The following is a 26,098-nucleotide window of genomic DNA, read 5'->3' on the forward strand; positions in this document are numbered from 1 at the left end:
CTGGTCATTATTGGATTGCTGCTGGGCGGCGTGTTGAAAGGCCAGTCAATGATCGAGAACGCGAAAGCAAAGGCACTCGTGAATGAATTCAGGGCTGTCTGGACGATGACCAATTCCTATAAAGACATTTTCAAAGCGACGCCAGGCGATGACGCCCTCGCCACTTCCCATCATCCAAATGCAACGGTGTCCAGCGCTTCGGCTGGCGACGAAAAAATTAATACCGGATCCTGGATTGGCACCACCGCACCGGACGCCACCAACGAATCTTCCCTGTTCTGGCAACACGTGCGGCTCGCCGGCATGGCCACCGGCCTGGCCAGCTCGGGCAAAGCGAGCAATGTCGTCGGTGGCCCGCTCGGCATTACGTCGAACGACCAGCGTCCTAAAACGCCTGCTGGCGTCATTGGCCAGTACTTCATCTGTTCCGGGAATATCCCCGGCCGCCTGGCGCGCGCAGTCGATATCGCGCTGGACGACCAGCTTTCAAACTCCGGCCAGGTCTTTTCCTCGAAAGAAAGTGGTGCTGCCGTTACCGCTGCCAATGCGGAACTGGCAACAAGTTATGAAGATGGCGCATTCTATACCGTTTGCCTAGCCATTTGATTTTCGCGAATCTTGGTTCGGAAATTTTGCAGCGAAAGGAGCGCTAAATGCGGCGTAACTTCAAGCGGGCATCCGGCTTCACCCTTTTTGAGCTCGCATTTGTCATCGCCTTGTTCGCCCTGCTCACCGGTCTTGTTGTCAAGGGCCACGGACTGATTCAGGCTAGCACTGCGAAAAAGCTGGCAGGCGAACTGGTATGGGTACAGGACATGCTCATACAGTACCGGGAACGGTATAGCGCAATTCCTGGCGATGACACGAATGCCACGCGCCATTTGGGTGCGGGAGCAGTTAATGCCTGCAGAGGATCAATCGAATGTAATGAGACCTACAATATTGTGGGTAGCGACGGCCTCATCACTGGGTATTCCTTCTATAAATCATGGGCCGCGTCAACTGTTTATGCAATGGATGAGTCTGCACTTTTCTGGAACCATGTACGACTTGCGGGATTTGCTCGGGGAGACCCTGCTTCGGTTGGAGCACGAAACGCTGTCGGTGGCCGTATCGGTATTACCTCCACTGTCTGGCTCCCAACGCGCCCTGATGGGATATCCGGCCTATATTCTGCATGTTCGTCGAAAATTACCGGTGACATGGCCGCTATGGTCGACGCTCAACTGGACGATGGAAATGCCATGACGGGAAGAGTGTGGGGCGCAGCAGAAGATGGCGGCCTGGGCGTCATTACCAAGACACCTACCAGTCCATATAATCCTGGACAAAGTTTTACGGTTTGCATGGCTTTCTAACTCCACTTTAGCCGACGAAGGACTATTTCCGTTCCAAAGGAATTCCGTAATCCGAAACCCAGAAAATACCTTGGTCACCATGAAAGTCTTCATGAATTCGCGCTGTCAAAACAGAGCATATCCGCGAAAATGCCGATAACGAGAGGAAGAATTATGAAAAACCAGGCAGGATTGACGCTCTTTGAAACCATGGTGGTTCTTGCGATCGTCGGATTCGTCCTCGCTAGCACGATTTCAGTAAACCAGCTTATTGAACGATCGACTTCAAAGACGCTCGTGCGTGAGATGCAAGAGGTAAAGCATATGCTTTACGCGTATCGTGAACGGTATGGCGCAATTCCCGGCGACGACACGAGCGCAGCGAAGAAGATTACCGGCGCGACCTCCGCCGACGAGGATCTGGGCGGTAACGCATTGATAGACGGCACAGATGCCTGGAATATGCGTAGCGTTTCAGGAATCTCGAGTAAAAGAGAAAATGAACTTTTTTGGCAACATGTCCGCAAAGCCGGGCTCGCTAAAGAAGAGCAGTACAACCTGGCGCACAATGCCGTGGGTGGCATTCTTGGGATAACATCCAACGACAAGATCCCGACCAGACCCGCCGGTGTCCCCGGCCTTTACAATGTCTGCTCGTCGCGAATCAGCGGCACTCTGGCGAGGTCAATGGACGAGGAGGTGGATGACGGCGATGCAACGACGGGGGTAATGTGGGCGGCGATGGAAACCGAAGCAGTTTCGGTGAATACGCCGACAGCGCCAACGCCTTACGTCAACGAAAAACGCTACACCGTCTGTACGGCGTTCTAGGTAGCTGTTTGCAAGGACGACGTAGGGGTCTGCTACGTATCATACCATCGGATGGGGATTGCCTTGCTGGCTGCGCAGGTGACCGGTACGTTCATGCACCGGTCACCTTGTTCATCTGGCGCCGCTTACGCCAGCCTGCCGTGACACTGCTTGAACTTCTTCCCACTCCCGCACGGGCAAGGATCGTTGCGGCCGACCTTCACGCCCATGTAGCTGCTGTGGTCTTCCGCCGCCACCGCCGCGGCGTCGCTGCGCACCGGATTCGGGTTGAGCAGCTCTTCCGGCGCCGCCGACGGGTTGAAGTCGGCGTGCTGGAAATTGAGGTTTTCCAGGTGCGTCGCCTGGGCCGCCATCGCCGCCTCGGCCGCCTCGACTTCCTCGCGGGTCTGGATGCGGACCGTCATCACGGTGCGGATCACCTCGTCCTTGATACGGTCCAGCATGCCGCTGAACAGCTCGAAGGCTTCGCGCTTGTACTCCTGCTTCGGGTTCTTCTGCGCATAGCCGCGCAGGTGGATGCCCTGGCGCAGGTGATCCAGTGCCGCCAGGTGTTCGCGCCAGTGGGTGTCCAGGCTCTGCAGCATGACGTTGCGCTCGAAGCCGCCGAAGGATTCGCGGCCGACCACTTCCACCTTGGCGTTGTACGAGGTCTCGGCCGCCTTCAGGACGCGCTCCAGGATATCGTCGTCGTTCAGGTTCGGATCCTCGGCCAGCATCTTCTGCAGCGGCACGTCCAGCGCCCACTCGGCCGACAGCACCGATTCCAGCGACTTGATGTCCCACTGCTCTTCCACCGATTCGGCCGGCACGTATTCGCGCACCAGGTCGGTGAACACGCCCACGCGCAGCGAGGCGATCAGCTCGGCCATGTCGCTTGACTCCAGCAGCTCGTTACGCTGGGTGTAGATCACCTTGCGCTGGTCGTTGGCGACGTCGTCGTACTCGAGCAGCTGCTTGCGGATGTCGAAGTTCCTGGCCTCGACCTTGCGCTGGGCGGTCTCGATCGAGCGGGTCACGATGCCCGCCTCGATCGGCTCGCCTTCCGGCATCTTCAGGCGGTCCATGATCGCGCGCACGCGGTCGCCGGCGAAGATGCGCAGCAGCGGATCGTCCAGGCACAGGTAGAAGCGCGAGGAACCCGGGTCGCCCTGGCGGCCCGAACGGCCGCGCAGCTGGTTGTCGACCCGGCGCGATTCGTGGCGCTCGGTACCGATGATGTGCAGGCCGCCCGCGCCCACCACGTGGTCGTGCAGCGACTGCCATTCGTCGCGCAGGGTCTTGGCCTGCGCGGCCTTGTCGGCCTCAAGCAGTTCGGCGTTGGATTCGATCAGCTGGATCTGCTTCTCGACGTTGCCGCCCAAAACAATGTCGGTACCGCGGCCCGCCATGTTGGTGGCGATGGTGATCATCTTCGGACGGCCGGCCTGGGCGATGATTTCCGCTTCGCGCGCGTGCTGCTTCGCATTGAGCACGTTGTGCGGCAGCTTGGCCTGGTTCAGGATGCCGGACAGCAGTTCCGAGTTCTCGATCGAGGTGGTACCGACCAGCACCGGCTGGCCGCGCTCGTAGCAGTCGCGGATGTCGCTCAACATCGCGTTGTACTTTTCTTCGGCCGACTTGTAGACCTGGTCCTGGCGGTCCTTGCGCTGCGACGGCTTGTTCGGCGGGACGACCACGGTTTCCAGGCCGTAGATCTCCTGGAATTCGTAGGCTTCGGTGTCGGCGGTACCGGTCATGCCGGCCAGCTTGCCGTACATGCGGAAGTAGTTCTGGAAGGTGATCGAGGCCAGGGTCTGGTTCTCGTTCTGGATGCGCACGCCTTCCTTGGCTTCCACGGCCTGGTGCAGGCCGTCCGACCAGCGGCGGCCGGTCATCAGGCGGCCGGTGAATTCGTCGACGATCACCACCTCATTGTTCTGCACCACGTAGTGCTGGTCCTTGTGGTACAGGACGTGGGCGCGCAGCGCCGCGTAAAGGTGGTGGATCAGGGTGATGTTGGCGGCGTCGTACAGCGAAGCGCCTTCCGGCAGCAGGCCCCACTGGGTCAGGATGCTTTCCGCCTTCTCGTGGCCGGCCTCGGTCAGCAGCACGGTGTGCGCCTTCTCGTCCTTGGTGTAGTCGCCCGGGACTTCGATCTTGCCCTTGCCGTCCGGCGTCTCTTCGCCGACCTGCAGCGTCAGCAGCGGCGGCAGGTCGTTCAGGCGGTGGTACAGGTCGGTGTGGTTCTCGGCCTGGCCGGAGATGATCAAGGGAGTGCGGGCTTCGTCGATCAGGATCGAGTCGACCTCGTCGACCACCGCGAAGTTCAGGCTGCGCTGCACGCGTTCGCGCACGTCGTAGACCATGTTGTCGCGCAGGTAGTCGAAGCCGAATTCGTTATTCGTGCCGTAGGTGATGTCCGAGGCGTAGGCGGTCTGCTTGCTGTCGTGGTCGAGTTGAGACAGGTTGACGCCGGTGGACAGGCCCAGCCAGCTGTACAGGCGACCCATCGACTCGGCATCGCGCTGGGCCAGGTAGTCGTTGACGGTAATGACGTGGACGCCCTTGCCCGACAGGCCGTTCAGGTAGACCGGCAGGGTCGCCATCAGGGTCTTGCCCTCGCCGGTGCCCATTTCCGCGATCTTGCCCTGGTGCAGGACCATGCCGCCGATCAGCTGCACGTCGAAGTGGCGCATCTTGAGCACGCGCCTGGCGGCTTCGCGGCAGACCGCGAAGGCTTCCGGCAGGATGTCGTCCAGGGTCGCGCCCTTGGCCAGGCGGTCCTTGAATTCCGGCGTCTTGGCCTGGAGTTCGGCGTCCGACAGCTTTTCCATCTGGGGCTCGAGCGCGTTGATCTGGCGCACGGTCTTTTGGTATTGCTTGAGCAGTCGCTGGTTACGGCTGCCGAAAATCTGGGTCAGGAATGACATTGCTGTGTTCTAGAAAATTACGCCGCAAAAAGAGCCAGGGGTGACTAGTACATACTACCCACCGCAGACCGCCTATGGCAAAAAGCTACTGATTTTATCATGCGATCCGGCCACACTTGGGGGCAATGGGCAGGATAACAAGCCTGCTGGACAGTAAAATGTTATCAAATTGCACCAAACCCCACGCTACTCCTGCATGCCGCCCGCGCATATGGTATGTTGGCGGCATTCGCTTCCCCTGTTTCCTTTCTTCTTTTCCGCAGTGCATATCTACGGTACCAAAAACCGCCAGACCTCGATCGTCGCGACCGACTTCCTGCGCAAGAACGAACGCATGGCCAGCCTGCTGCCGGCCGCGATGCGCATGGCCCGGCTGCAGTCCGACTGCGCCGCGATCCTGCCTGTCATGGCCGGCAATACCGACGTGATCTCTTTCCAGGACGGGGTGCTGGTGCTGGCCGTGCCGAGTTCCGCGGTGGCCGCGCGCATGAAGCAGATGCTGCCCAAGCTGCAGTCCGCGCTGGCGCAGCGCGGCTGGGCGGTGGAAACGGTGAAGCTGAAGGTGCAGGTGGCGCGCGCCATGGCTGAAGACAAGCCGCAGCCGCGCGTCCTGGCACTGCCGACGACGGCGGTGCAGGCCTTCGAGGAACTGGCGGAATCGCTCGACGACAGCAGCCAGAACAAGGACCTGGTGGCCGCCCTGCGCCGGCTGGCCGAAAAACGCCGCTAGCGCCGCGGCAGCCGGCAGCCGGTTCCTGCCCCGCCCCGCCCGCGCACCCCTGGATGCGCGCCGCGTCTTACATCTGCGCCCATTCGCGCGTCATTTGCCGCAGATAGGACGGCGGCGCCTCGCTCAAGGAATCGAACTCCACCCACTCGTAGGCATCGGGCGTCGCCAGCAGCTTGCGCAGCAGCTCGTTGTTCAGCGCGTGGCCCGACTTGTGGGCCGTGTAGCTGGCCAGCAGCGGGTGGCCGACGATGTACAGGTCGCCGATCGCGTCCAGGATCTTGTGGCGCACGAATTCGTCCTCGTAGCGCAGGCCGTCCGCGTTCAGGATGCGGTATTCGTCCATCACGATCGCGTTTTCCAGCGAGCCGCCGCGCGCCAGGCCCAGGCCGCGCAGGGTTTCCACGTCCTGCATGAAGCCGAAGGTGCGCGCGCGCGCCACGTCGTGCACATAGGAGACGTCGCCGAAATCGACGGCGGCGCGCTGCATGGTGCCGTCCACCGCCGGGTGGTTGAATTCGATGAAGAAGTCGAGCTTGAAGCCGTCGTAGGGCGACAGGCGCGCCCACTTTTCGTTCTTGCCTTCGCCCTGGCGGATCTCGACGTCCTTCAGCACGCGGATGAAGCGCTTCGGCGCATCCTGCTCTTCCAGGCCGGCCTGCTGCAGCAGGAACACGAAGGAGGCGGCCGAGCCGTCCATGATCGGGATCTCCTCGGCCGTCACGTCCACGGTCAGGTTGTCGATGCCGAGGCCGGCGCAGGCCGACATCAGGTGTTCGACGGTGGACACGCGCGCCCCGTCCTTGATCAGGACCGTGGCCATGCGGGTCTCGCCAACCACGTCGGCCGCGCTCGGAATGGCCACGACCGGGTCATAGTCGACACGGCGGAAGGTGATGCCGGCGCCGGGCGGGGCCGGACGCAGGGTCAGTTCGACCTTGGTGCCCGAGTGCACGCCCACACCGGTGGTGCGCACGACCTGTTTGATGGTTCGTTGTTTCAGCATCCGCCGATTATAGCCCAGCGTCCCGGCCGTCGCTGACGCCGGCCGCACACTAGGGGTGATCCGATTCGACGTGCACTTTTTCGTGGCGGATCAGATACAGGCCGCTGCCGATGATGATCGCGGCGCCCACCACGGTCCAGCCATCGGGCAGGGTGTGCCACAGCAGCCAGTCAAGGCCGACCGCCCAGGCCAGGGCCGTGTATTCGAACGGGGCGACACTCGAGGCATCGCCCCGGGCGAAGGCTTCGGTGATCGCCAGCTGGCCGATGAAGCCGGTAAGCGCCAGCGCCAGCAGCAGCGGCAGGTCGCCCATGCGCATCCCTACCCAGCCGGGCGCGGCCAGCAGGCTGGCGCCGACCGCCATCATGAGCATCAGCCAGAACACCATGTATTCGCTGCGGTCGGTGCGCGCCAGGATGCCCACCGTGATCGCCGAGATCGCGTACATCGCGGCCGCCCCCAGCACCGCAAGGCCGCCGATGGTCAGGAACCCCGCGCCGCTCGGGCGCAGCACCACCAGCACGCCGCACAGGCCGACGCCGATGGCGATCCAGCGCGCCCGGTCGACGCGCTCCTTCAGGAACCACACCGAGAGCGCCGTGATAAGGGCGGGCGCGATGAAGAAGATCGTGTAGGCCTCGGCCAGCGACAGCTGGCGGATGCCGAAGGCGAAGAAGGCCAGCATCGCGATGCCGAGCACCGCGCGCAGGATGTGCAGCGGCCAGCGGATGCGGAACACGCCGCCGTAACCGGCCTTGAGGCCGACATAGAGCGCCACCAGCGGCAGCGATGTGAGCGAGCGCAGCGCGGCCACCTGGATCGCCGGGTAGCGCTGGGACAGCATCTTCATCACCGTGTCCATCAGCGCGAACATGAACACGGCCAGCACCATCGCGTAGATGCTGTAGAGATTGCCGGCGGGTCGTTTCAGGAGCATGGCGATCAAACGTTCAAGGACAAAAAAACGGCGCCGTGGCGCTCATGCCGTTCAGTGAAGTGGGCGTAGGGTGGGCGGCTACGCCGCCCACGCGGTGATAGGTAGCCGATGGAAAGCCGTACGCGATGATTTCGCAGCTGGTTGACCGCGTGGGCGGGAATCTAGTCCACTGGACTAGATTCCCCCGCCCACCCTACAAATACTCCCAGCACTGCTTAACTGAACGTCATGAGCGCCTTGGCGCCGTTTGCAGTAGTGCGGCTGATTAGCCCAGCTGTTCCAGCATCTTCTCGGCGCTCGAGACTTCGAAGCCGCTGGTTTCCACGTTCAGCGCCTTGACCACGCCGTCTTCGACCAGCATCGAGTAGCGCTTGCAGCGGGTGCCCATGCCGTGCTTCGAGAAGTCGGCGTCCAGGCCCAGAGCCTTCGAGTAGTCGCCGTTACCGTCGGCCATCATGCGCACGATGCCGGTGGCCTTCTGGTCGCGGCCCCAGGCGCCCATCACGAAGGCGTCGTTCACCGAGATGCACCAGATCTCGTCCACGCCCTTGGCCTTGAGGGCCTCGGCGTGCTTCACGTAGCCCGGCACGTGCTGGGCCGAGCAGGTCGGGGTGAAGGCGCCCGGCAGGCCGAAGATCACGATCTTCTTGCCCTTGGCGAGTTCGGTGACCTGGAAAGTGTTCGGGCCGAGCGAGCAGCCTGCGGTTTCGGTTTCGATGAATTCCGACAGGGTGCCTTCCGGCAGGCGCTCGCCGATCTGGATGCTCATGGGGTGTACTCCTTGTTGTGTTTTGAGAATCCGACAATTATCGCCGATGTGGACCCGGTCTGCAGAAAGGCCGTTCATCGGGCGGCTTCGCCCACGACTCACGCGGCGCCCCAACGAAAAAGGCCAGCTCGCGCTGGCCTTCGGGAGTCCGGTCGGGACGACTCAGTCGGCCTGCTTGCGCAGGAAGGCCGGGATGTCGTAGGTCTCGACGCCGTTGCGCTGCATCGCCTGCACCTGCTCGGAGGCCTGCTCGCGGCGCCACACGGCCGGCTGCTTCATGCCGCCCATGGCGTCGCCGCCGGCCTGGCCCATGGTCAGGCCGCCCGCCACGGTGGTGGCGCCTGCCATCATCGGGGCATTGTAGGTGCCGGTCTTGAGCATCTGCTGCGGCTGCACCAGCTGCATCTTCTTGTTCTTGCCCAGGCCGGTCGCGACCACGGTCACGCGCAGCTCGTCGCCCATCGACTCGTCGTAGGCGATGCCCTGTGCGATCGAGGCGTCCGGTGCGGCGAACGCGCGCACGGCAGCCATGACTTCCTTGATCTCCTTGCCCTTCAGGCCGCGCGAGGCGGTGACGTTGACCAGCACGCCCTTGGCGCCCGACAGGTCGATGCCGTCCAGCAGCGGCGAAGCCACGGCCTGCTCGGCGGCGATGCGCGCGCGGTCCACGCCCGAGGCGGTCGCGGTGCCCATCATGGCCTTGCCCTGCTCGCTCATGATGGTCTTCACGTCGTTGAAGTCGACGTTGATGTGGCCCGGCACGTTGATGATCTCGGCGATACCGGCGACGGCGTTATTCAGGACGTCGTCGGCGTGCTTCATCCAGTCCAGCATCGATTCGTCTTCGTAGATGTCTTCCAGCTTTTCGTTCAGGATGACGATCAGGGAATCGACGTGCTTGGTCAGTTCTTCCAGGCCCGCCTCGGCGACCTGCATGCACTTGTCGCCTTCGTAGGAGAACGGCTTGGAGACCACGGCCACGGTCAGCGCGCCCATGGACTTGGCCACTTCGGCCACGATCGGCGCGGCGCCGGTGCCAGTGCCGCCGCCCATGCCGGCGGCGATGAAGACCATGTGCGCGCCGCGCAGCGCATCCTCGATGCGCGAACGCGACTGCTCGGCCAGCTGGCGCCCCACTTCCGGACGCATGCCGGCGCCCAGGCCGGACTCGCCGATCTGGATGATGTTGTTGGCGCTCGATACCGCCAGCGCCTGCGCATCCGTGTTTGCGGCGATGAACTCGACACCGGACACACCCCTGTTGATCATGTGCTGAACCGCGTTGCCGCCAGCGCCGCCGACGCCGACAACTTTGATAACGGTCCCCAGTGCTGCGTTATCGACCATATCGAACTCCATGTGAACTCCCAATATTCAAGATGCCGCCCCGTTTCGGCACGGTGCCAGGCCCCTGGCAACGCGGTGAAACCGGAAGTAGCGATTGTATTTAAAAAATCTTTACCCGTGAACGTTTTGTTGCAGCCGTACTAAAAAAATTCGTGCCCTGCGCCCTGCCTGCTTCCCTGCCCCGCTGTTACCCCGCTTCTGCTTCAGAAATTCCCAGCTATCCATTCCTTCATGCGCTGCCAGACCGCCTTCACCGAACCGTCCTGGCGCGTCACGATGTGCCCGCGCAGGTACTGCTTCTTCGCTTCCAGCAGCAGGCCGAGCACCGTGGCGTAGCGTGGGCTGCGCACGACGTCGGCCAGCTGGCCGCGGTAGTCCGGCGTGCCCAGGCGCGCCGGCTTCAGGAAGATGTCCTCGGCCATCTCGATCATGCCCGGCATGATCGAGCTGCCACCGGTGAGCACGATGCCCGACGAGAGCACGCCCTCGTAGCCCGATTCGCGCACCACCGTGTGCACCATCGCGAACAGTTCCTCGACGCGCGGCTCGATCACGGCCGCCAGCGCCTGGCGCGACAGGGCGCGCGGTCCGCGGTCGCCCAGTCCCGGCACCTCGAGCGTCTCGCCCGGGTCGGCCAGCACCTGCTTGGCCACGCCGTAGCGGATCTTGATGTCCTCGGCTTCGCCGGTCGGGGTGCGCAGCGCCATCGCAATGTCGCTGGTGATCTGGTCGCCGGCGATCGGCAGGACCGCGGTGTGGCGGATCGCGCCATCCGAATACACGGCGATGTCGGTGGTGCCGCCGCCGATGTCGATCAGGACCACGCCCAGTTCCTTTTCGTCGGTGGTCAGGACGGCGTCGGCCGAGGCAATCGGCTGCAGGATCAGGTCGGAGACCTCGAGCCCGCAACGGCGCACGCACTTTACAATATTCTGGACCGCGGACACCGCACCGGTGACGATGTGCACGCGCACTTCGAGGCGGATGCCGCTCATGCCGATCGGCTCGCGCACGTCTTCCTGGTTGTCGACGATGAATTCCTGCGGCACGGTGTGCAGCAATTGCTGGTCGGTCGGGATGTTGACCGCCTTGGCGGTCTCGATCACGCGCGCCACATCGGTGGCGGTGACTTCCTTGTCCTTGATCGCCACCATGCCGCTCGAATTGAACGAGCGGATATGGCTGCCGGCGATGCCAGCATAGACATTGCGGATCTTGCAGTCGGCCATCAGCTCCGCTTCCTCGAGCGCGCGCTGGATCGACTCGACGGTGGCCTCGATGTTCACGACCACGCCCTTCTTCAATCCTTTCGACTCGTGCTGACCGAGGCCGATCACCTCGTGGCGTCCGTCGGACATCACTTCGGCCACCACCGCCACCACCTTCGAGGTGCCGATGTCGAGGCCGACGATCAGGTTCTTCGCGTCTTTTGTCATTGCTGTTGCCTGCTTATGTGTGCTTGGTTGTTTTGTTGGTGGTTTGATTCGGTTTCTTCCTGGCCGGCTTCACAGGCTTGGTGGCGTCCTCCGGCACCGCCAGGGCCGCCGAGGACAGCGCCAGGCCGTTCGGATAGCGCATGTCGATGGTATCGATGCGCCCTTCCTGCAGCCGCGCGACCAGTTGCGGGTAGACGCCCACCAGCCGCTGCACGCGCTTCTTCAGCGTGTCCCGGTCCTGCTCGCGGCCCAGGGCCACGCTCATGCCATTGTCCAGCTTCACGGTCCAGGCATAGCGCTCGGACAGCGACAGCGCCTGCGGCACCAGCTGGACCGGCGCGAACAGGGCGCGCAGCTCGGTGAAGCGGGCCAGCACATCCTTCTCGCTGCCGCGCGGGCCATCGAAGGCGGGCAGCTCGTGGTCGTCATCGGCCTCGGCCAGGTTGGCGGTGAACACGTCGCCCTTGACCGACAGCAGGCGGCCATCCTCGCCCCAGGTGCCGAGCGCCTCGTGCTCTTCCACCTCGACGATCAGGCCGTTCGGCCACTCGCGGCGCACCGTGGCGCGGCGCACCCAGGGCACGGTCTCGAAGGTCGCGCGCACCTGGTCCAGGTCGGTGGTAAAGAAATTCCCGCGGATCTTGCCGACCACCCCGTTGCGCACCGTGAGTTCGTTCACGTGGCGCAGCGGAATCTCGTACATGCTTTCCACCGTCACCGCGCGCAGCGAGAACATGGGGCGCTGCGACACCCACCACACGGCGGAACCGATACAGGCGAGCACCACCAGCGCCACCAGGGAACTGGCGGTCGCGTTCAGGGCTCGGACGTCATGCCACATGCGTCGTTATACCTTTGTCATCTTCAGGCGCGCCGATGCCAGGATCTCGAGGCACAGGTCTTCGTAGCTGATCCCCAGCGCGCGCGCCGCCATCGGCACCAGCGAGTGCGAGGTCATGCCGGGCGAGGTGTTCACTTCGAGCAGGAAGGGACGCATGTCCGATTCGCGCACCAGCACGTCGATCCGGCCCCAGCCCTCGCAGCCGAGCGCGCGGTAGGCGTTCACCGCGTGGCGCTGGATTTCCTCGGAAAGTAGCGGGTCCAGCTGCGCCGGGCAGTGGTACCGGGTGTCGTCGGTGAAGTATTTGTTCTGGTAGTCGTAGTTGCCTTCCGGGGCCACGATCTCGACGATCGGCAGCGCGCGCGCATTGGCGCCGGTGCCCAGCACGGCCACGGTGAACTCGCGGCCGGTGACGAATTCCTCGGCCAGCACCACGGCGTCGAAGCCGGCCGCCAGCTCCACGGCGGCCTTCAGTTCCTCGGCCTGGCTGACCTTGGTGATACCGATGGTCGAGCCCTCGAGCGGCGGCTTGACGATCAGCGGCAGGCCGAGCGAGACCAGCACCTCGTCCAGGTCGGTGCCCGGCTCGATCGCGATGTAGTCCGGGGTCGGGATGTGGTCGAACTTCCAGATCTTCTTGGTGGTGATCTTGTCCATGCCGACGCTGGACGCCATCACGCCGCTGCCGGTGTAGGGAATGCCGAGCTGCTCGAGCGCGCCCTGCAGGCTGCCGTCTTCGCCGTAGCGGCCGTGCAGCGCGATGAACACGCGATCAAAGCCTTGCGCGGCCAGTTCGGCCAGGCTCTGGGTGCCCGGGTCGAAGGGGTGGGCGTCCACGCCGCGGCTCCTGAGTGCTTCCAGCACGCCGGTGCCGGACATGATCGACACCTCGCGCTCGGCGGAGCGGCCGCCGAACAGCACGCCCACTTTCCCGAAGGATGCCGGGTCGACGCTTGCGGTGCCCTTGGTCGTTGAAACGTTCACTTGTTTAAACCTTTGCAGTAGTCAGTTGGTGCGGGACGCCGCTGATCGAGCCGGCGCCCATGGTCATCACGACGTCGCCGTCGCGCGCCACATTCAGGATGGCGGCCGGCATATCGGCGATCGCCTCCACGAAAATCGGTTCCAGCTTGCCGCCGGTGCGCAGTGCGCGCGCCAGGGCGCGGCCGTCGGCGGCCACGATCGGCGTCTCGCCGGCCGGGTAGACCTCGGCCAGCAGCAGCACGTCCGGCGTGGCCAGCACTTTCACGAAGTCCTCGAACAGATCGCGCGTGCGGCTGTAGCGGTGCGGCTGGAAAGCCAGCACCAGGCGCCGGCCCGGGTAGGCGGCGCGCGCGGCGGCCAGGGTCACCTCGGTTTCGACCGGATGGTGGCCGAAGTCGTCGACCAGGGTGAAGCTGCCGCCGCCGGGAATCGCGACCTCGCCGTAGCGCGTGAAGCGGCGGCCGACGCCGCTGAAGTCCTGCAGGCCGGCATTCGTCGCTTCGTCGGAAATACCGATCTCGCGCGCGATCGCGATCGCCGAGCAGGCGTTCAGGACGTTGTGCATGCCCGGCTGGTTCAGCACGAAGCGGGTGTCCGGATAGCCCTGCTGGCGCACCGTGAAGTGCATCTGCACGCCGTCCGCATAGGCGTCGAGGGCGCGCACTTCCGCTTCCTCCGAAAAGCCGTAGGTGGTGACCGGCTTGGTCACCTGGGGCAGGATGGCTGCGACGTGCGGATCATCGATGCACAGCATGGCGCGGCCGTAGAACGGCAGGCGGTGGGTGAAGTTCACGAAGGCCGCCTTGAGCTTCTCGAAATCGTGCTCGTAGGTGTCCATGTGGTCGGCGTCGATGTTGGTGATCACCTCGATCATCGGCGTCAGGTTCAGGAACGAGGCGTCCGACTCGTCGGCCTCGGCCACGATGTAGTCGCCCGAGCCCAGCTTGGCGTTGGCGCCGGCCGCCGTCAGGCGTCCGCCGATCACGAAGGTCGGGTCCATGCCGCCCGCGGCCAGTACCGAGGCCACCAGGCTGGTGGTGGTGGTCTTGCCGTGGGTGCCGGCAATCGCGATGCCGCGTTTCAGGCGCATCAGTTCACCCAGCATGATCGCGCGCGGCACTACCGGCACCTTGGCGGCGCGCGCTGCCATCACTTCCGGATTCGCTTCATTGACGGCGGTCGAGGTCACGACCACGTTGGCACCAAGCACGTGCTCGGCCGAGTGGCCGGTAAACACGCGCGCGCCGAGCTCCGCCAGGCGCTGGCTGGCCGCATTGCTGGCCAGGTCCGAACCCGAGACCTTGTAGCCCAGGTTGAGCAGCACCTCGGCGATGCCGCTCATGCCGCTGCCGCCGATGCCGACGAAATGGATGTTCTTGATCTTGTGTTTCATGCCTTGTTGCCCATTGCGGCCAGTGCCTCCAGTTCGCGCGCGATCGCCTCGTTGGCATCGCGCTTGCCTACCTTGTACGCCGCCTGCGCCATTGCCAGGCAATCGCTGCGGCGCGTCTGCAGCAGGCTGGCCAGCCGCCGCGGATCCAGTTCTCCCTGCGGCAGGTGGACGGCCGCGCCCTGTTCCTGCATCCAGACCGCGTTGTCGCGCTGGTGGCTGGTGGTGCTGGCGACGAACGGCACCAGCACGCTGGCCACGCCGGCCGCCGTCAGTTCCGACACGGTGATGGCGCCGGCGCGGCAGATCACCAGGTCGGCGTCCGCGTAGGCGGCCGCCATGTCGTCGATGAAGTCGACCACGTTCGCCTGTACCCCGGCCGCCGCGTAGGCGGCGCGCAGGTCGGCGATGTTCTTCTTGCCCGACTGGTGGGTCACGAGGGGGCGCATGCCGGCGTCGATCAGGGCGAGCGCGGCCGGCACGCTGTCGTTCAGCACTTTCGCACCCAGGCTGCCGCCAACGACCAGCACGCGCAGCGGGCCGCCGCGGTCGGCAAAGCGCGCGGCGGGCAGCGGCAGGTCGAGGATCTGCTGGCGCACCGGATTGCCTGTGACCACCGCCTTGCCGGCCGCTGCGCCGAAGTCGGCCGGGAAGCCGAACAGCACCCGGCTGGCGATCGGGGCCAGGGTCTTGTTCGACAGCAGCAGGGCCGCGTCGGCATTGACCAGGGCCAGCGGAATATTGCGCGTCTTGGCCATCATCCCGCCCGGCACGGTCACGTAGCCGCCCATGCCCAGCACCACGCTCGGCTTGCGCTGGCCGAGATAGCGGCGGCAGGCGGCAAACGCGCCCAGCATCTTGAAGGCGCCCCGGATGGTGTGGCCCAGGCCCTTGCCGCGCAGGCCGGCGAAGTCGATGCTGTCCATCGCGATGCCGGCTTTCGGCACCAGTTCGGTCTCCATGCCGTGCGCGGTACCCAGCCAGGACACTTCCCAGCCGCGCGCGCGCATGGTCTGGGCGATCGCGATGCCGGGGAAGATGTGGCCGCCGGTGCCGGCCGCCATGATCATGAGTTTCTTCCTCGCTTGTGTACTCATGATCGGCCCCCGCGCATGCGCACCCGGTTCTCGTAGTCGATCCGCAGCAGGATCGCCAGGCCGACGCAGTTGAACAGCACGCCCGAGCCGCCAAAGCTCATCAGGGGCAGGGTCAGGCCCTTGGTCGGCAGCAGGCCCAGGTTCACGCCCATGTTGATGAAGGTCTGGGTCCCGATCCAGATGCCGATGCCTTTCGCCACCAGGCCGGCGAAGGTCTGGTCGAGGGCGATGGCCTGGCGGCCGATGTCGAAGGCGCGCTTGACCAGCCAGTAGAACATCGCGATCACGACGAGCACGCCGGCCAGGCCGAGTTCCTCGCCGATCACGGCCATGATGAAGTCGGTGTGCGCTTCCGGCAGGTAGAACAGTTTTTCCACGCTGCCGCCCAGGCCCACGCCGAAGAACTCGCCGCGCCCGAAGGCGATCAAGGAGTGCGTCAGCTGGTAGGCCTTGTCCAGCGCATTGCCCTCTTCCCAGGGATCGAGGTAGGCGAACATGCGCGCGCGGCGGAACGGAGACAGTGCGATGATGGCGCTGAAGATCAGCACCAGCAGCGCGCCGATGCCGCCGAACCAGACGATGTTGATCCCGCCCAGGAACAGGATGCCCATGGAGATGCAGACGATCACGCCGAAGGCGCCGAGGTCGGGCTCCATCAGCAGCAGGCCGCCGACCAGGCCGATCGCCACCATCATCGGCAGGAAACCCTTGGTCAGCTTGTGCATGTATTCCTGCTTGCGCACCGTGAAGTCGGCCGCGTACAGCACCGCCGCGATCTTCATGATCTCGGACGGCTGCAGGTTCATGACCTTCAGCGGCAGCCAGCGGCGTGCGCCGTTCACCGACACGCCCAGCCCCGGGATCAGGACCAGGGCCAGCAGGAACAGGGTGCCGATGAACATCATCGGCGCCCACTTCTGCCACACGGCGACCGGCACCTGGAAGGCGACGGCGGCAGCCGCCATCGAGACCGCGATGTACATCATCTGGCGGTACAGGAAGTATTCGTTCTTGTCGTTCAGGTAGGCGAACTTGGGCGAATCGGGCAGCGCGATCGAGGCCGAGTACACCATGACCAGGCCGAACATCATCAGGAGCACGGTCACCCACACCAGCGGCTGGTCGTAGTCCATCATCTTCGACGGCCGGGTGCGCGCGGCGATGCTGGCATCGCTCGCCGAACCGGAAAATTTGAAAGGCAGCTGGAAGGCCATCAGATGTCCTGCCCCTTTTCCAGCGCCACGTCGCGCACGGCATCGACGAAGACCTGCGCGCGGTGCGCGTAATTGGTGAACATGTCGAGGCTGGCGCAGGCCGGCGAGAGCAGCACCGCGTCGCCCGGGCGCGCCAGGCCGGCGGCGCGGTGCACCGCTTCGGGCAGGCCCGGCAGGTCGAACACGGGCACGCCGGTCGGCGCGATCGCGGCCCGCACCAGCGGCGCGTCGCGGCCGATCAGGAGCACCGCGCGCACATGGCGCGCGCTCGGTGCGGCCAGCGGGGCGAAGTCCTGGCCCTTGCCGTCGCCGCCTGCGATCAGGAGGATCTGCTGGTCTTCGCCGGTGAAGGCTTTGCCGAGGCCCTCCAGCGCGGCCACGGTGGCGCCCACGTTGGTGCCCTTGCTGTCGTCGTAGTAGTCGACGCCGTCGATGGTCGCCACCAGTTCCACCCTGTGCGGCTCGCCCGCATACTCGCGCAGGCCGTGCAGCAATGGCGCCAGCGGCAGGCCGCAGGCGCGGCACAGGGCCAGGGCCGCCAGCGCGTTGGAAGCATTGTGCAGGCCGCGGATCTTCAGCGCGTCGGCCGGCATCAGGCGGTTGACCGCGGTTTCCACCGGCGGCGCAGCTTCGCCCTTCTTCAGTTTCTTCGGCGGCTCGCTGTCGAGGGCGACCGCATTGGCCAGCCACAGCACGCCGCGTTCGCTCACCAGGCCGAAGCTGTCGGCATCCTGCGGTTCGCCGGTGCCGAAGGTGACGCTGGGGGCGTCGGGCGCGGCCATGCGCATCACGATCGCGTCGTCGCGGTTCAGCACGCGTACCGTGCCGGCCCCGAAGATGCGCGCCTTGTCCGCCGCGTAGGCCTCCATGCTGCCATGCCAGTCGAGGTGGTCCTGTGTCAGGTTCAGCACGGTGGCGGCATCGGCCCGCAGGCTGAAGGTGGTGTGCAGCTGGAAGCTGGACAGCTCCAATACCCAGGCCTGCGGCAGCGCGTCGCTATCGAGGCATTCGCGCAGCACGTCGAGCGCGGCCGGGCTGATGTTGCCGGCCACGCGCGTGGACAGGCCGGCGCGGCGGCACAGCAGGCCGGTCAGGCTGGTGACGGTGGTCTTGCCATTGGTACCGGTGATCGCGATGACTTTCGGCGCATAGCCCTTGTCTGCGCGCAGCCGGGCCAGGGCCTGGGCGAACAGCTCGATCTCGCCCCACACCGGCACCCCGCGCGCCGCCGCCGCCGGGATCAGCGCGGCCAGCTCGCGCCCGGGGGCCAGGCCCGGGCTGACGGCGACGAAGTCGGTGCCATCGAGCAGCGCGGGGCCGAAGACGCCCGATGCGTCGGCGGCCATGAACTGCGCATTCGGCACCGCCTGGCGCAGCGCGAACAGGCGCTGCGGCTCGGTACGCGTGTCGGCCACGCGCACGCGCGCGCCGCAGCGCGCCAGCCACTGCGCCATCGCCAGCCCGGACTCGCCCAGGCCCAGCACCAATGCGGATTTGCCTTCGTAGTTCATTCTCTTCTTCGCAGCTTCAACGCAGTTTCAACGTAGACAGGCCAACCAGCACCAGCATCATCGTCACGATCCAGAAGCGGACCACGACCTTGGTTTCCTTCCAGCCCTTCTGTTCGAAATGGTGGTGCAGCGGCGCCATCAGGAACACGCGGCGGCCGGTGCCATAGCGCTTCTTGGTGTACTTGAACCATGCCACCTGGATGATCACCGACAGGGTCTCGGCCACGAACACGCCGCCCATGATGAACAGCACGATTTCCTGGCGCACGATGACGGCGATGGTGCCGAGCGCGCCGCCCAGCGCCAGCGCGCCGACGTCGCCCATGAACATCTGCGCCGGGTGGGCGTTGAACCAGAGGAAGGCCAGGCCCGCGCCCGCCATCGCGCCGCAGAAGATCAGCAGTTCGCCGGCACCCGGGATGTAGGGGATGAACAGGTATTTCGAGAAGGTCGCGCTGCCGGTGAGATAGGCGAACAGGCCGAGGGCGCCGCCCACCATCACGGTCGGCATGATGGCCAGGCCATCCAGGCCGTCGGTGAAGTTCACCGCGTTCGAGGAGCCCACGATCACGCAATAGGTCAGCGCGATGAAGCCCCACACGCCCAGCGGGTAGCTGATCGACTTGAAGAAGGGAACGATCAGGTCGGCCTTGGGCGGCAGGGTCATCGAGAAGCCCGACTGCACCCAGGCGTAGAACAGCTGCAGCACTTCCCAGGGGTTGGCAGCCGAGACCGAGAACGCCAGGTACAGGGCCGAGGCGATGCCGATCAGCGACATCCAGAAGTATTTCTCGCCCGAGCGCATGCCCTCCGGGTCCTTGTAGACCACCTTGCGGTAGTCGTCGACCCAGCCGATGGCGCCGAAGCCCATGGTCACCACCAGCACCGGCCAGATCAGGCGGTTCGACAGGTCGCACCACAGCAGGGTCGAGATGCCGATCGAGATCAGGACCAGCACGCCGCCCATGGTGGGGGTGCCGTGCTTGGCCAGGTGGGTCTGCGGGCCATAGGTGCGCACCGCCTGGCCGACCTTCAGGGCGGTCAGCTTGCGGATCACGGCCGGACCGCACAGCAGGCCGATGCTGATCGCGGTAATGGTGGCGAACACGGCGCGGAAGGTGATGTAGTTGAACACGCGCAGCGGACCGAGATAGTCCTGGAAGTATTGGGCGAGCCAGAGAAGCATGTCAGTGGGCGTCTTTCTTGATGGTTTGTCCGGTCAGGTGCTGGACCACGCGCTCCATCTTCATGAAGCGCGAGCCCTTCACCAGCACAGTTGCACGCGTATTGCCGCCCAGTGTTTGATCCAGTGCTGCCAATAATTCGTCGAACTGCTCGTAGTGCCGTGCTCCCGACGCGCGCATGTGGCGCGCCAGTTCGCCAGTGGCGAGCACGTGTTCGATGCCCTGCTGCCGCGCATAGGCACCGATTTCTTCGTGAAACTCTTTTCCCTGCGTGCCGACTTCGCCCATGTCGCCCACCACCAGGATGCGCGGCGGGGCATACGCCGCCAGCACGTCGATCGCGGCGCGCATCGAGTCGGGGTTGGCGTTGTAGGTGTCGTCGATGACGGTGGCGCCATTCGCGGCCTGCCTGCGCTGCAGGCGCCCGCCGACCGGCGCGAAGTTCTCGAGGCCGCGCACGATGGCCTCGACCGGGATGCCGGCCGCCAGCGTGCAGGCGATTGCCGCCAGTGCGTTGCGCACATTGTGCTCGCCGGCCGCGGCCAGCTTGACGCCGAAGTTCTCCCCGCGCGCCCGCACCTGCAGCGCGTTGCCAAAGCCGGTGGAGGCATAGCGCGCGCTCACGTCGCAGCCGGCGTCCAGGCCGAAGGTCAGCACCTCGCACCTGGCCAGCGCGCGCCACAGATCCGTATAGGTGTCGTCGCCCGGGAACACGGCCACGCCGTGGTCCGGCAGCGCCGCCAGCACGGCGCCGTTCTCGCGCGCCACCGCTTCCACCGTGTGCATGAATTCCTGATGCTCGCGCTGGGCGTTGTTGACCATCGCCACCGTGGGCGCGGCGATCGCCGCCAGGCGCGCGATCTCGCCCGGGTGGTTCATGCCCATTTCGATCACGGCCGCGCGCTGCGCGCCGTTCAGGCGGAACAGGGTCAGCGGCACGCCGATCTCGTTGTTCAGGTTGCCCTGGGTGGCCAGGCGCGCGTCCTCGCCGAAGGCGGCGGCGAGGATGGACGCGATCATTTCCTTGACCGTGGTCTTGCCGTTCGAGCCGGTCACGCCGATCACGGGAATGGCGAAATGGGCGCGCCAGAAATGGGCGATGCGGCCCAGCGCCACCAGGGTGTCGGGCACCACGATGGCCGGCAGGGTCCAGTCGTTTGGCACCGTGTGCACGACGGCGGCGGCCACGCCGCGTCCGGCGACCTGGCCGAGGAAGTCGTGGGCATCGAAGTGTTCACCCTTCAGGGCCACGAACAGCGCGCCGGCGGGCGCGGTGCGGCTGTCGGTGGACACGCCTTCAAAGGCGGCATCGGCGCCCACCAGGCGTGCGCCCGGGATCGCGGCCAGCAGTTGGGCGAGCGTCGCGCGCATCAGTGCGTCCTCATCATCGTGAGCCGGGCCGTCAATGCCAGCGCGGCGTGGTCGGCGTCGGAGAACGGAATCTTCCGGCCCTTGATTTCCTGGTAGGGCTCGTGGCCCTTGCCCGCCAGCAGGATCACGTCCTGCCGGCCGGCGTTCTTCACGGCCAGCAGGATCGCGGTGGCGCGGTCCTCGACCGTCTGCCATTGCTTGTCGATGCCGGCGACGATCTGGGCGATGATGCTGGCCGGCTCTTCGCTGCGCGGGTTGTCGCTGGTGACCACGATCTGGTCGGCCACCTGGGCGACGGCGCCCATCTGCGGACGCTTGCCGGGGTCGCGGTCGCCGCCGCAGCCGAACACGCACCACAGCCGGCCGCCGCGCTCGTCGGCCACCTGGCGCAGCGCTCCCAGCGTCTTTTCCAGCGCATCGGGCGTATGCGCGTAGTCGATCACGACCATCGGCGCATCCTGGCCGCCGATCTGCTGCATGCGGCCCGGGGCCGGCACCAGCGCCTCGATCGCCTCCAGCGCGGACTTGAACGCCACGCCCTTGGCCAGCAGCGCGCCCAGCACCGCCAGCGCATTGCTGACGTTGAAGTGGCCCACCAGGGCGGTCTTCACCAGGGCGCTGCCGGCCGGGGTATCGACCTGGAATTCGGTGCCGGCGTGGCGGCTGCGCAGGTTCGATGCGCGCAGGATGCGGACGCCGTCGATGGCCGGCTGCTCGGCCTCGCTGCGCAGGGTATAGCCGGTGAGCGGCAGCTGCGGGCGTTGCTGGCGCAGCCAGGCCGCCAGGCGCAGGCCGGCCGGGTCGTCCAGGTTCACCACGGCGTGGCCGAGGCCTTCCCAGGCGAACAGCTGGCGCTTGGCCGCTTCGTAGTTCTCCATGTCGCCATGGAAGTCGAGGTGGTCGCGTGTCAGGTTGGTGAAGACGGCGACGTCGAAGTGCATGCCGGCGGCACGCTCCTGCACCAGGCCGATCGAGGACACCTCGATCGCCAGCGCGCCCACTTCGCGGGCGCGCAGCTCGGAAAGTAGCTGGGCCAGCAGCACGGCGTCCGGGGTGGTGTAGCCGGTGGCGTCGAACTGCGGCTCGCCCTTGCCGTTGACGATGCCGACGCCGAGGGTGCCGATCACGGCGGCGGTCTCGCCGAGGCGCGCGAGCGCTTGTCCGGTCCACACCGCGCACGAGGTCTTGCCGTTGGTGCCGGTGACGCCCACGGTGAACATGGCGGCGTCCGGGTGCTGCAGCACGGCGTGCGCCAGCGGGCCCGCGTTCTGCTTCAGCCTGGCAACTCCCAGGTGCGCCACCGCGTGTGCGTCATCCCAGCTGTAGCCCTCTTCCTCGTACACCACGGCGGCGGCGCCGGCCGCGATGGCGGCCGCGATGTGGCGGCGCCCGTCCGAGGCCTCGCCCGGATAAGCGAAGAACACGTCGCCTTTGCTCACGCGGCGCGAGTCGGAAACGAGGCGGCCGCCCGGGGCGGCGGCGCGGATCCATTGGCAGATGTCGTTCAGGCCCATCGCCATCACAGGTTCTCCTCTACCGGTTCGTCCGAGATGATGATGTCGGTGATCGACGAGTCGGGCGGCACGTTCGCGGCCCGCAAGGCATTCGAGGCCAGGTCCGCGGCGGTCGGCGCCGCGACGCTGCCGCCGGTCCGGAGCGCCCCGCGCGGATTGTCGATCATGACCGCGATGATGAAGCGCGGCCTGGACATCGGCGCAATGCCGACGAAGTAGCCGATGTTGTCGGTCTTCGAGTAGCGGCCGTTGACGATCTTCTCGGCGGTGCCGGTCTTGCCGCCCACGCGGTAGCCGGCCACCTGGGCGCGCGTCGCGGTGCCGCCCGGCTCCACGACCGATTCCAGCATGGTGCGCACCTTGGCGGCGGTCGCGGGCGAGATCACCTGCTGGCCGACCGGCTCTTCGGTGACCTTCAGGAAGGACAGCGGAATGATGTCGCCGTCGCGCGCGAACACCATGTAGGAGCGCGCCAGCTGCAGCAGCGATACCGACAGGCCGTGGCCGAAGGACATATTGGCGTATTCGATCGGCTTCCACGACTTCCATGGACGCACGCGGCCGGCGACGGCGCCGGGGAAGCCGAAGCGCGGCGCCTGGCCGTAGCCGAGCTTGGTGTACAGCTCCCACATGTCCTTCGGTTCGAGCATCTGGGCGATCTTGACGGTGCCGACGTTCGAGGATTTCTGGATGATGCCGCTGACCGTCAGGGCGTCCTTCGGGTGCATGTCCCGGATCGGGCGCCCGCCCACGACGATGCGCCCGCCGGACGTGTCGAACACGGTGTCCGGGGTGATCTTCTTCTTTTCCAGGCCGAGCGCCACCGTGACCGGCTTGAGCGTCGAACCCGGCTCGAAGGTGTCGGTGATGACGCGGTTGCGCAGCTGGGCGCCGGTCAGCTTGGAGCGGTCGTTCGGGTTGTAGGTCGGGTAGTTGGCCATGGCCAGCACTTCGCCGGTGTGCACGTCCAGCACCACCGCGCCGCCGGCCTGGGCGTTGAATTTCTCGACCGCGTTCTTCACGCTCGTGAAGGCGATGTACTGCAGCTTGCTGTCGACCGACAGCGTCAGGTCCTTGCCCTCGTGCGGCTCGCGGAACATGCCCAGGTCCTCGGCGATGTGGCCGAGGCGGTCACGGATCACGCGGCGGCTGCCCGGTACGCCGTTCAAGGACTTCTGGTGGAACAGCTCCATGCCTTCCTGGCCCTTGTCCTCGACGTTGGTGAAGCCCACCATGTGGGTCATCACTTCGCCCTGCGGGTAGTAGCGCTTGTATTCCTTGCGGGTGTCGATGCCGTCGATCTTGAGCTTCTCGATCTTCTCGACCGCGCTCATCTCGACCTGGCGCTTGAGGTAGACGTAGCTGCGCTTCGGATCGAGCTTGGCGCGCAGTTCCGATTCGGGCATCTCGAGCAGGCGCGCCAGCTCCGGCAGCTTGTCGGTCGGTCCGGCCAGTACTTCCTTCGGGAAGGCGGCCACCGACTTGACCGGCAGCGAGGAGGCCAGCACCTGGCCGTTGCGGTCCATGATCTTGCCGCGCGCGGCCGGCAGCTCGACCAGGCGCTCGTAGCGGCTCTTGCCCTGCTTTTGCAGGAACTGGGTCGACACGCCCTGCAGCCACAGCGCGCGCGCGGCGAGCGCGGCGAAAGCGATGAACAGCACGAACAGCACCACGCGCGAACGCCAGCTCGGCACGCTCACGGCCAGCACCGGGCTCTTGCTGAAGGCGACGCCCCTGGACGCGGCGACGCGCGCCGTGCTGCGACGATCGACGCGGCTCGCGTTGCTGCTCATTGGGCGCCTTCCGTCAGGTATTGGGTACGGGCGGGGCTCAGCGGGGCCATGTTCAGGCTGGTGCGCGCGATCTGTTCGATGCGTTCGTTCTTGCCGAGGGTGGACTGGTCGAGCTGGAGCTGGCTCCAGTCAATCTCAAGCTGGCGCGCATGCTGGTTCAGGCGCTCGTATTCGATCAGGAGGTGGCGCGCCTGGTAGCGCGCGTTCACCACCGACAGCGCGCAGCCGACCACGGCGACCGTCAGCACGATGTTCAGCTTGACGCTCATGCCGGCGCCCCCGCTTTTGTCGCACCGAGGCGTTCGGCCACGCGCAGCACCGCCGAACGGGCGCGCGGGTTGGCCTCGACTTCCACGTCGGAAGGCTTGATCTTGGCGATCAGCTTCATCAGGGGCTGCGGCAGGTCGACCGCGCGGATCGGCAGCCGGCGGTCCGGCTGCGCCACCTTGGCCTTCGAGGCCAGGAACTGCTTGACCATGCGGTCTTCCAGCGAGTGGAAGCTGATCACCGACATGCGGGCGCCCGGCGCCAGCATGGCATAGGCCGCGTTCAGACCTGCTTCAAGGTCTTCAAGCTCTTGATTGATGAAAATCCGGATAGCCTGAAAGGTCCGGGTGGCCGGATCCTTGCCCTTTTCCCGGGTTTTGACCGCGTCTGCCACGATTGCGGCAAGCTCTCGTGTGGTCGAAATTGGCTGGATTGCGCGGCGAGCAACAATCGCCTTTGCAATCTGGAAAGCAAACCGCTCTTCTCCATAATCCCTTATCACCTTTTCCAGTTGTTGTTCCGGCGCGGTGGCCACCCATTCGGCCGCCGACATCCCGCGCGTGGTGTCCATGCGCATGTCAAGCGGGCCGTCCTGGCGGAAACTGAATCCGCGCGTCGCGTCGTCCACCTGGGGCGACGAAATGCCAAGGTCCAGCAGGATGCCGTCCACCTGGCCGATGCCGCGCGCGTCCAGCGCGTCATGCATCGTGGCAAAACTGTCGTGCACGATCGTAAAACGGGGGTCCTGCACTTCTTGCGCGGTCGCGATCGCCTGTGGATCCTTGTCGAAGGCGATCAGGCGCCCCTGGGGACCCAGACGCGACAGGATCAGGCGGCTGTGGCCGCCACGCCCGAAGGTGCCATCTATATAAGTACCGTTGACGCGCTCGCCGTTCAGGTCAAGCGCATCGACCGCTTCATCCAGCAGCACCGTGCGATGCTGGTATTCCATTGATCCAGGCACCGGCCTTGTTTCCGTCATCGGTGCCTCAGAAGGAGAAATTGGAAAGGACATCGGGCATGCCGCCAGCCACGGCCTCGGCTTCGCTTTCGGCAAGCTTGGCGGCATCCCAGATTTCGAAATGGGTGCCCATGCCCAACATCATGACTTCTTTCTCCAAACCCACGGCAGCGCGCAGCTCGGGCGAGATCAGCACCCGGCCAGCGCTGTCCAACTCGACATCGCAGGCGTTACCAAGGAAAATGCGCTGCCACGCCCTGGCCGACATTGGCCAGGCGGCGATCTGCTCGCGATGCTGTTCCCACACCGGACGCGGAAAGAACAGCAGGCAGCCATGCGGATGCTTGGTCAGCGTCATGCGGCCTTCGCACTGGAGCGCCAGGGCGTCACGGTGCTTGGCCGGAATCGACATCCGGCCCTTTGCATCGAGATTGATCGCTGACGCGCCCTGGAACACGTGTTTACCTAGCTTGGAGAATGAGCAATTTAGAATTTTTTGGCCGTTCGGGGTTCGGAAAACCTCCCACAAATCGACACTTTTTCACACTGTTTCCCACTTTATTGGAATCAAGATTGGTGGTCAAGCGAATTCACGCTTGGAAATCCTAATTTGTCTAATGAAACCAAGGACTTAGATGCAGTCATTAAGGCTTCGTCAAGGTAAAATGTCTC

Annotated in this window: 23 protein-coding genes; 4 read left to right on the forward strand and 19 right to left on the reverse strand. The window is 65.3% G+C overall.

Going from position 1 to position 26,098, the window contains the following annotated elements; genetic code table 11:
• From LCI23_RS08800 to LCI23_RS08810, 3 genes are all read left to right on the forward strand, one after another.
• On the forward strand, positions 1–606 hold a 606-nt coding region (locus tag LCI23_RS08800; protein WP_224946086.1), incomplete at its 5' end, for a hypothetical protein.
• Between the two features lie 47 nt (positions 607–653).
• The gene (locus LCI23_RS08805; RefSeq protein WP_224946087.1) at positions 654–1,358 is read left to right on the forward strand and encodes a type II secretion system protein; all 705 of its coding nucleotides are present in this window, start codon (positions 654–656) and stop codon (positions 1,356–1,358) included.
• A 153-nt stretch (positions 1,359–1,511) separates the two neighbouring features.
• Entirely contained in the window at positions 1,512–2,168 is a 657-nt protein-coding gene (locus LCI23_RS08810) for a type II secretion system protein (protein ID WP_224946088.1), read from the forward strand.
• A 125-nt stretch (positions 2,169–2,293) separates the two neighbouring features.
• On the opposite strand, the gene secA is transcribed toward LCI23_RS08810, so the two are convergent.
• Positions 2,294–5,077, reverse strand: coding sequence for a preprotein translocase subunit SecA (secA, locus tag LCI23_RS08815; RefSeq protein WP_224946089.1), 2,784 nt, complete (start codon positions 5,075–5,077; stop codon positions 2,294–2,296).
• 262 nt (positions 5,078–5,339) lie between these two features.
• On the opposite strand from secA, the gene LCI23_RS08820 reads away from it, so the two are divergent.
• Positions 5,340–5,807, forward strand: coding sequence for a DciA family protein (locus LCI23_RS08820; RefSeq protein WP_224946090.1), 468 nt, complete (start codon positions 5,340–5,342; stop codon positions 5,805–5,807).
• A gap of 67 nt (positions 5,808–5,874) precedes the next feature.
• Here LCI23_RS08820 and lpxC read toward each other — a convergent pair whose 3' ends face one another.
• The 18 genes from lpxC to mraZ form a co-directional block, all read right to left on the reverse strand.
• The gene (gene lpxC / locus LCI23_RS08825; protein WP_224946091.1) at positions 5,875–6,810 is read right to left on the reverse strand and encodes a UDP-3-O-acyl-N-acetylglucosamine deacetylase; all 936 of its coding nucleotides are present in this window, start codon (positions 6,808–6,810) and stop codon (positions 5,875–5,877) included.
• A gap of 49 nt (positions 6,811–6,859) precedes the next feature.
• A complete protein-coding gene (locus tag LCI23_RS08830) occupies positions 6,860–7,747 on the reverse strand; it encodes a DMT family transporter (protein WP_224946092.1) in 888 nt (295 codons plus the stop codon).
• 265 nt (positions 7,748–8,012) lie between these two features.
• Positions 8,013–8,516 carry a peroxiredoxin gene (locus tag LCI23_RS08835; protein ID WP_224946093.1) on the reverse strand — a complete coding sequence of 168 codons (504 nt, stop codon included), beginning with the start codon at positions 8,514–8,516 and terminating at the stop codon, positions 8,013–8,015.
• 162 nt (positions 8,517–8,678) lie between these two features.
• Positions 8,679–9,875: a cell division protein FtsZ gene (ftsZ, locus tag LCI23_RS08840; RefSeq protein WP_224946094.1), complete on the reverse strand. Its 1,197-nt coding sequence runs from the start codon at positions 9,873–9,875 to the stop codon at positions 8,679–8,681.
• Positions 9,876–10,066: 191 nt separating this feature from the next.
• The gene (gene ftsA, locus LCI23_RS08845; protein ID WP_159696325.1) at positions 10,067–11,299 is read right to left on the reverse strand and encodes a cell division protein FtsA; all 1,233 of its coding nucleotides are present in this window, start codon (positions 11,297–11,299) and stop codon (positions 10,067–10,069) included.
• 13 nt (positions 11,300–11,312) lie between these two features.
• Positions 11,313–12,140, reverse strand: a complete 828-nt coding sequence (locus LCI23_RS08850) for a cell division protein FtsQ/DivIB (protein ID WP_224946095.1) — start codon at positions 12,138–12,140, stop codon at positions 11,313–11,315.
• A 6-nt stretch (positions 12,141–12,146) separates the two neighbouring features.
• Positions 12,147–13,124, reverse strand: a complete 978-nt coding sequence (locus LCI23_RS08855; protein WP_224946096.1) for a D-alanine--D-alanine ligase — start codon at positions 13,122–13,124, stop codon at positions 12,147–12,149.
• A gap of 4 nt (positions 13,125–13,128) precedes the next feature.
• The gene (gene murC, locus LCI23_RS08860) at positions 13,129–14,517 is read right to left on the reverse strand and encodes a UDP-N-acetylmuramate--L-alanine ligase (RefSeq protein WP_224946097.1); all 1,389 of its coding nucleotides are present in this window, start codon (positions 14,515–14,517) and stop codon (positions 13,129–13,131) included.
• A complete protein-coding gene (gene murG, locus LCI23_RS08865) occupies positions 14,514–15,611 on the reverse strand; it encodes an undecaprenyldiphospho-muramoylpentapeptide beta-N-acetylglucosaminyltransferase (RefSeq protein WP_224946098.1) in 1,098 nt (365 codons plus the stop codon). Before murG ends, murC begins: the two co-directional genes overlap by 4 nt.
• Positions 15,608–16,825 carry a putative lipid II flippase FtsW gene (gene ftsW, locus LCI23_RS08870; protein ID WP_224946099.1) on the reverse strand — a complete coding sequence of 406 codons (1,218 nt, stop codon included), beginning with the start codon at positions 16,823–16,825 and terminating at the stop codon, positions 15,608–15,610. Before ftsW ends, murG begins: the two co-directional genes overlap by 4 nt.
• Positions 16,825–18,336, reverse strand: a complete 1,512-nt coding sequence (gene murD / locus LCI23_RS08875; protein ID WP_224946100.1) for a UDP-N-acetylmuramoyl-L-alanine--D-glutamate ligase — start codon at positions 18,334–18,336, stop codon at positions 16,825–16,827. The genes ftsW and murD overlap by 1 nt, the downstream gene beginning before the upstream one ends.
• 16 nt (positions 18,337–18,352) lie before the next feature.
• Positions 18,353–19,522: a phospho-N-acetylmuramoyl-pentapeptide-transferase gene (gene mraY, locus LCI23_RS08880; RefSeq protein WP_224946101.1), complete on the reverse strand. Its 1,170-nt coding sequence runs from the start codon at positions 19,520–19,522 to the stop codon at positions 18,353–18,355.
• Position 19,523: 1 nt separating this feature from the next.
• Positions 19,524–20,891 carry a UDP-N-acetylmuramoyl-tripeptide--D-alanyl-D-alanine ligase gene (murF, locus tag LCI23_RS08885; protein ID WP_224946102.1) on the reverse strand — a complete coding sequence of 456 codons (1,368 nt, stop codon included), beginning with the start codon at positions 20,889–20,891 and terminating at the stop codon, positions 19,524–19,526.
• Positions 20,891–22,411 (reverse strand): UDP-N-acetylmuramoyl-L-alanyl-D-glutamate--2,6-diaminopimelate ligase, encoded by a 1,521-nt coding sequence (locus LCI23_RS08890; protein ID WP_224946103.1) that lies wholly within the window; start codon positions 22,409–22,411, stop codon positions 20,891–20,893. Before LCI23_RS08890 ends, murF begins: the two co-directional genes overlap by 1 nt.
• Positions 22,411–24,198: a penicillin-binding protein 2 gene (locus tag LCI23_RS08895; protein WP_224946104.1), complete on the reverse strand. Its 1,788-nt coding sequence runs from the start codon at positions 24,196–24,198 to the stop codon at positions 22,411–22,413. Before LCI23_RS08895 ends, LCI23_RS08890 begins: the two co-directional genes overlap by 1 nt.
• The gene (gene ftsL, locus LCI23_RS08900; protein ID WP_224946105.1) at positions 24,195–24,467 is read right to left on the reverse strand and encodes a cell division protein FtsL; all 273 of its coding nucleotides are present in this window, start codon (positions 24,465–24,467) and stop codon (positions 24,195–24,197) included. Before ftsL ends, LCI23_RS08895 begins: the two co-directional genes overlap by 4 nt.
• Positions 24,464–25,468 carry a 16S rRNA (cytosine(1402)-N(4))-methyltransferase RsmH gene (gene rsmH, locus LCI23_RS08905; protein ID WP_374041162.1) on the reverse strand — a complete coding sequence of 335 codons (1,005 nt, stop codon included), beginning with the start codon at positions 25,466–25,468 and terminating at the stop codon, positions 24,464–24,466. The genes ftsL and rsmH overlap by 4 nt, the downstream gene beginning before the upstream one ends.
• On the reverse strand, positions 25,455–25,883 hold the full coding sequence (gene mraZ, locus LCI23_RS08910) for a division/cell wall cluster transcriptional repressor MraZ (protein WP_224946106.1): 429 nt from the start codon (positions 25,881–25,883) through the stop codon (positions 25,455–25,457). The genes rsmH and mraZ overlap by 14 nt, the downstream gene beginning before the upstream one ends.
• Positions 25,884–26,098: the final 215 nt, after the last annotated feature.

The organism is Massilia sp. MS-15 (genome assembly GCF_020176695.1).
In the GTDB taxonomy this organism is placed as follows: Bacteria; Pseudomonadota; Gammaproteobacteria; order Burkholderiales; family Burkholderiaceae_D; genus Telluria; species Telluria hydrophila.

Coding starts and splice junctions, on each gene's coding strand:
- LCI23_RS08805 (WP_224946087.1), top strand. CDS start 654: ATGCGGCGTAACTTCAAGCGGGCATCCGGCTTCACCCTTTTTGAGCTC.
- LCI23_RS08810 (WP_224946088.1), top strand. CDS start 1,512: ATGAAAAACCAGGCAGGATTGACGCTCTTTGAAACCATGGTGGTTCTT.
- secA (WP_224946089.1), bottom strand. CDS start 5,077: ATGTCATTCCTGACCCAGATTTTCGGCAGCCGTAACCAGCGACTGCTC.
- lpxC (WP_224946091.1), bottom strand. CDS start 6,810: ATGCTGAAACAACGAACCATCAAACAGGTCGTGCGCACCACCGGTGTG.
- LCI23_RS08830 (WP_224946092.1), bottom strand. CDS start 7,747: ATGCTCCTGAAACGACCCGCCGGCAATCTCTACAGCATCTACGCGATG.
- LCI23_RS08835 (WP_224946093.1), bottom strand. CDS start 8,516: ATGAGCATCCAGATCGGCGAGCGCCTGCCGGAAGGCACCCTGTCGGAA.
- ftsZ (WP_224946094.1), bottom strand. CDS start 9,875: ATGGAGTTCGATATGGTCGATAACGCAGCACTGGGGACCGTTATCAAA.
- ftsA (WP_159696325.1), bottom strand. CDS start 11,299: ATGACAAAAGACGCGAAGAACCTGATCGTCGGCCTCGACATCGGCACC.
- LCI23_RS08850 (WP_224946095.1), bottom strand. CDS start 12,140: ATGTGGCATGACGTCCGAGCCCTGAACGCGACCGCCAGTTCCCTGGTG.
- murC (WP_224946097.1), bottom strand. CDS start 14,517: ATGAAACACAAGATCAAGAACATCCATTTCGTCGGCATCGGCGGCAGC.
- murG (WP_224946098.1), bottom strand. CDS start 15,611: ATGAGTACACAAGCGAGGAAGAAACTCATGATCATGGCGGCCGGCACC.
- ftsW (WP_224946099.1), bottom strand. CDS start 16,825: ATGGCCTTCCAGCTGCCTTTCAAATTTTCCGGTTCGGCGAGCGATGCC.
- murD (WP_224946100.1), bottom strand. CDS start 18,336: ATGAACTACGAAGGCAAATCCGCATTGGTGCTGGGCCTGGGCGAGTCC.
- mraY (WP_224946101.1), bottom strand. CDS start 19,522: ATGCTTCTCTGGCTCGCCCAATACTTCCAGGACTATCTCGGTCCGCTG.
- murF (WP_224946102.1), bottom strand. CDS start 20,891: ATGCGCGCGACGCTCGCCCAACTGCTGGCCGCGATCCCGGGCGCACGC.
- LCI23_RS08890 (WP_224946103.1), bottom strand. CDS start 22,411: ATGGCGATGGGCCTGAACGACATCTGCCAATGGATCCGCGCCGCCGCC.
- LCI23_RS08895 (WP_224946104.1), bottom strand. CDS start 24,198: ATGAGCAGCAACGCGAGCCGCGTCGATCGTCGCAGCACGGCGCGCGTC.
- ftsL (WP_224946105.1), bottom strand. CDS start 24,467: ATGAGCGTCAAGCTGAACATCGTGCTGACGGTCGCCGTGGTCGGCTGC.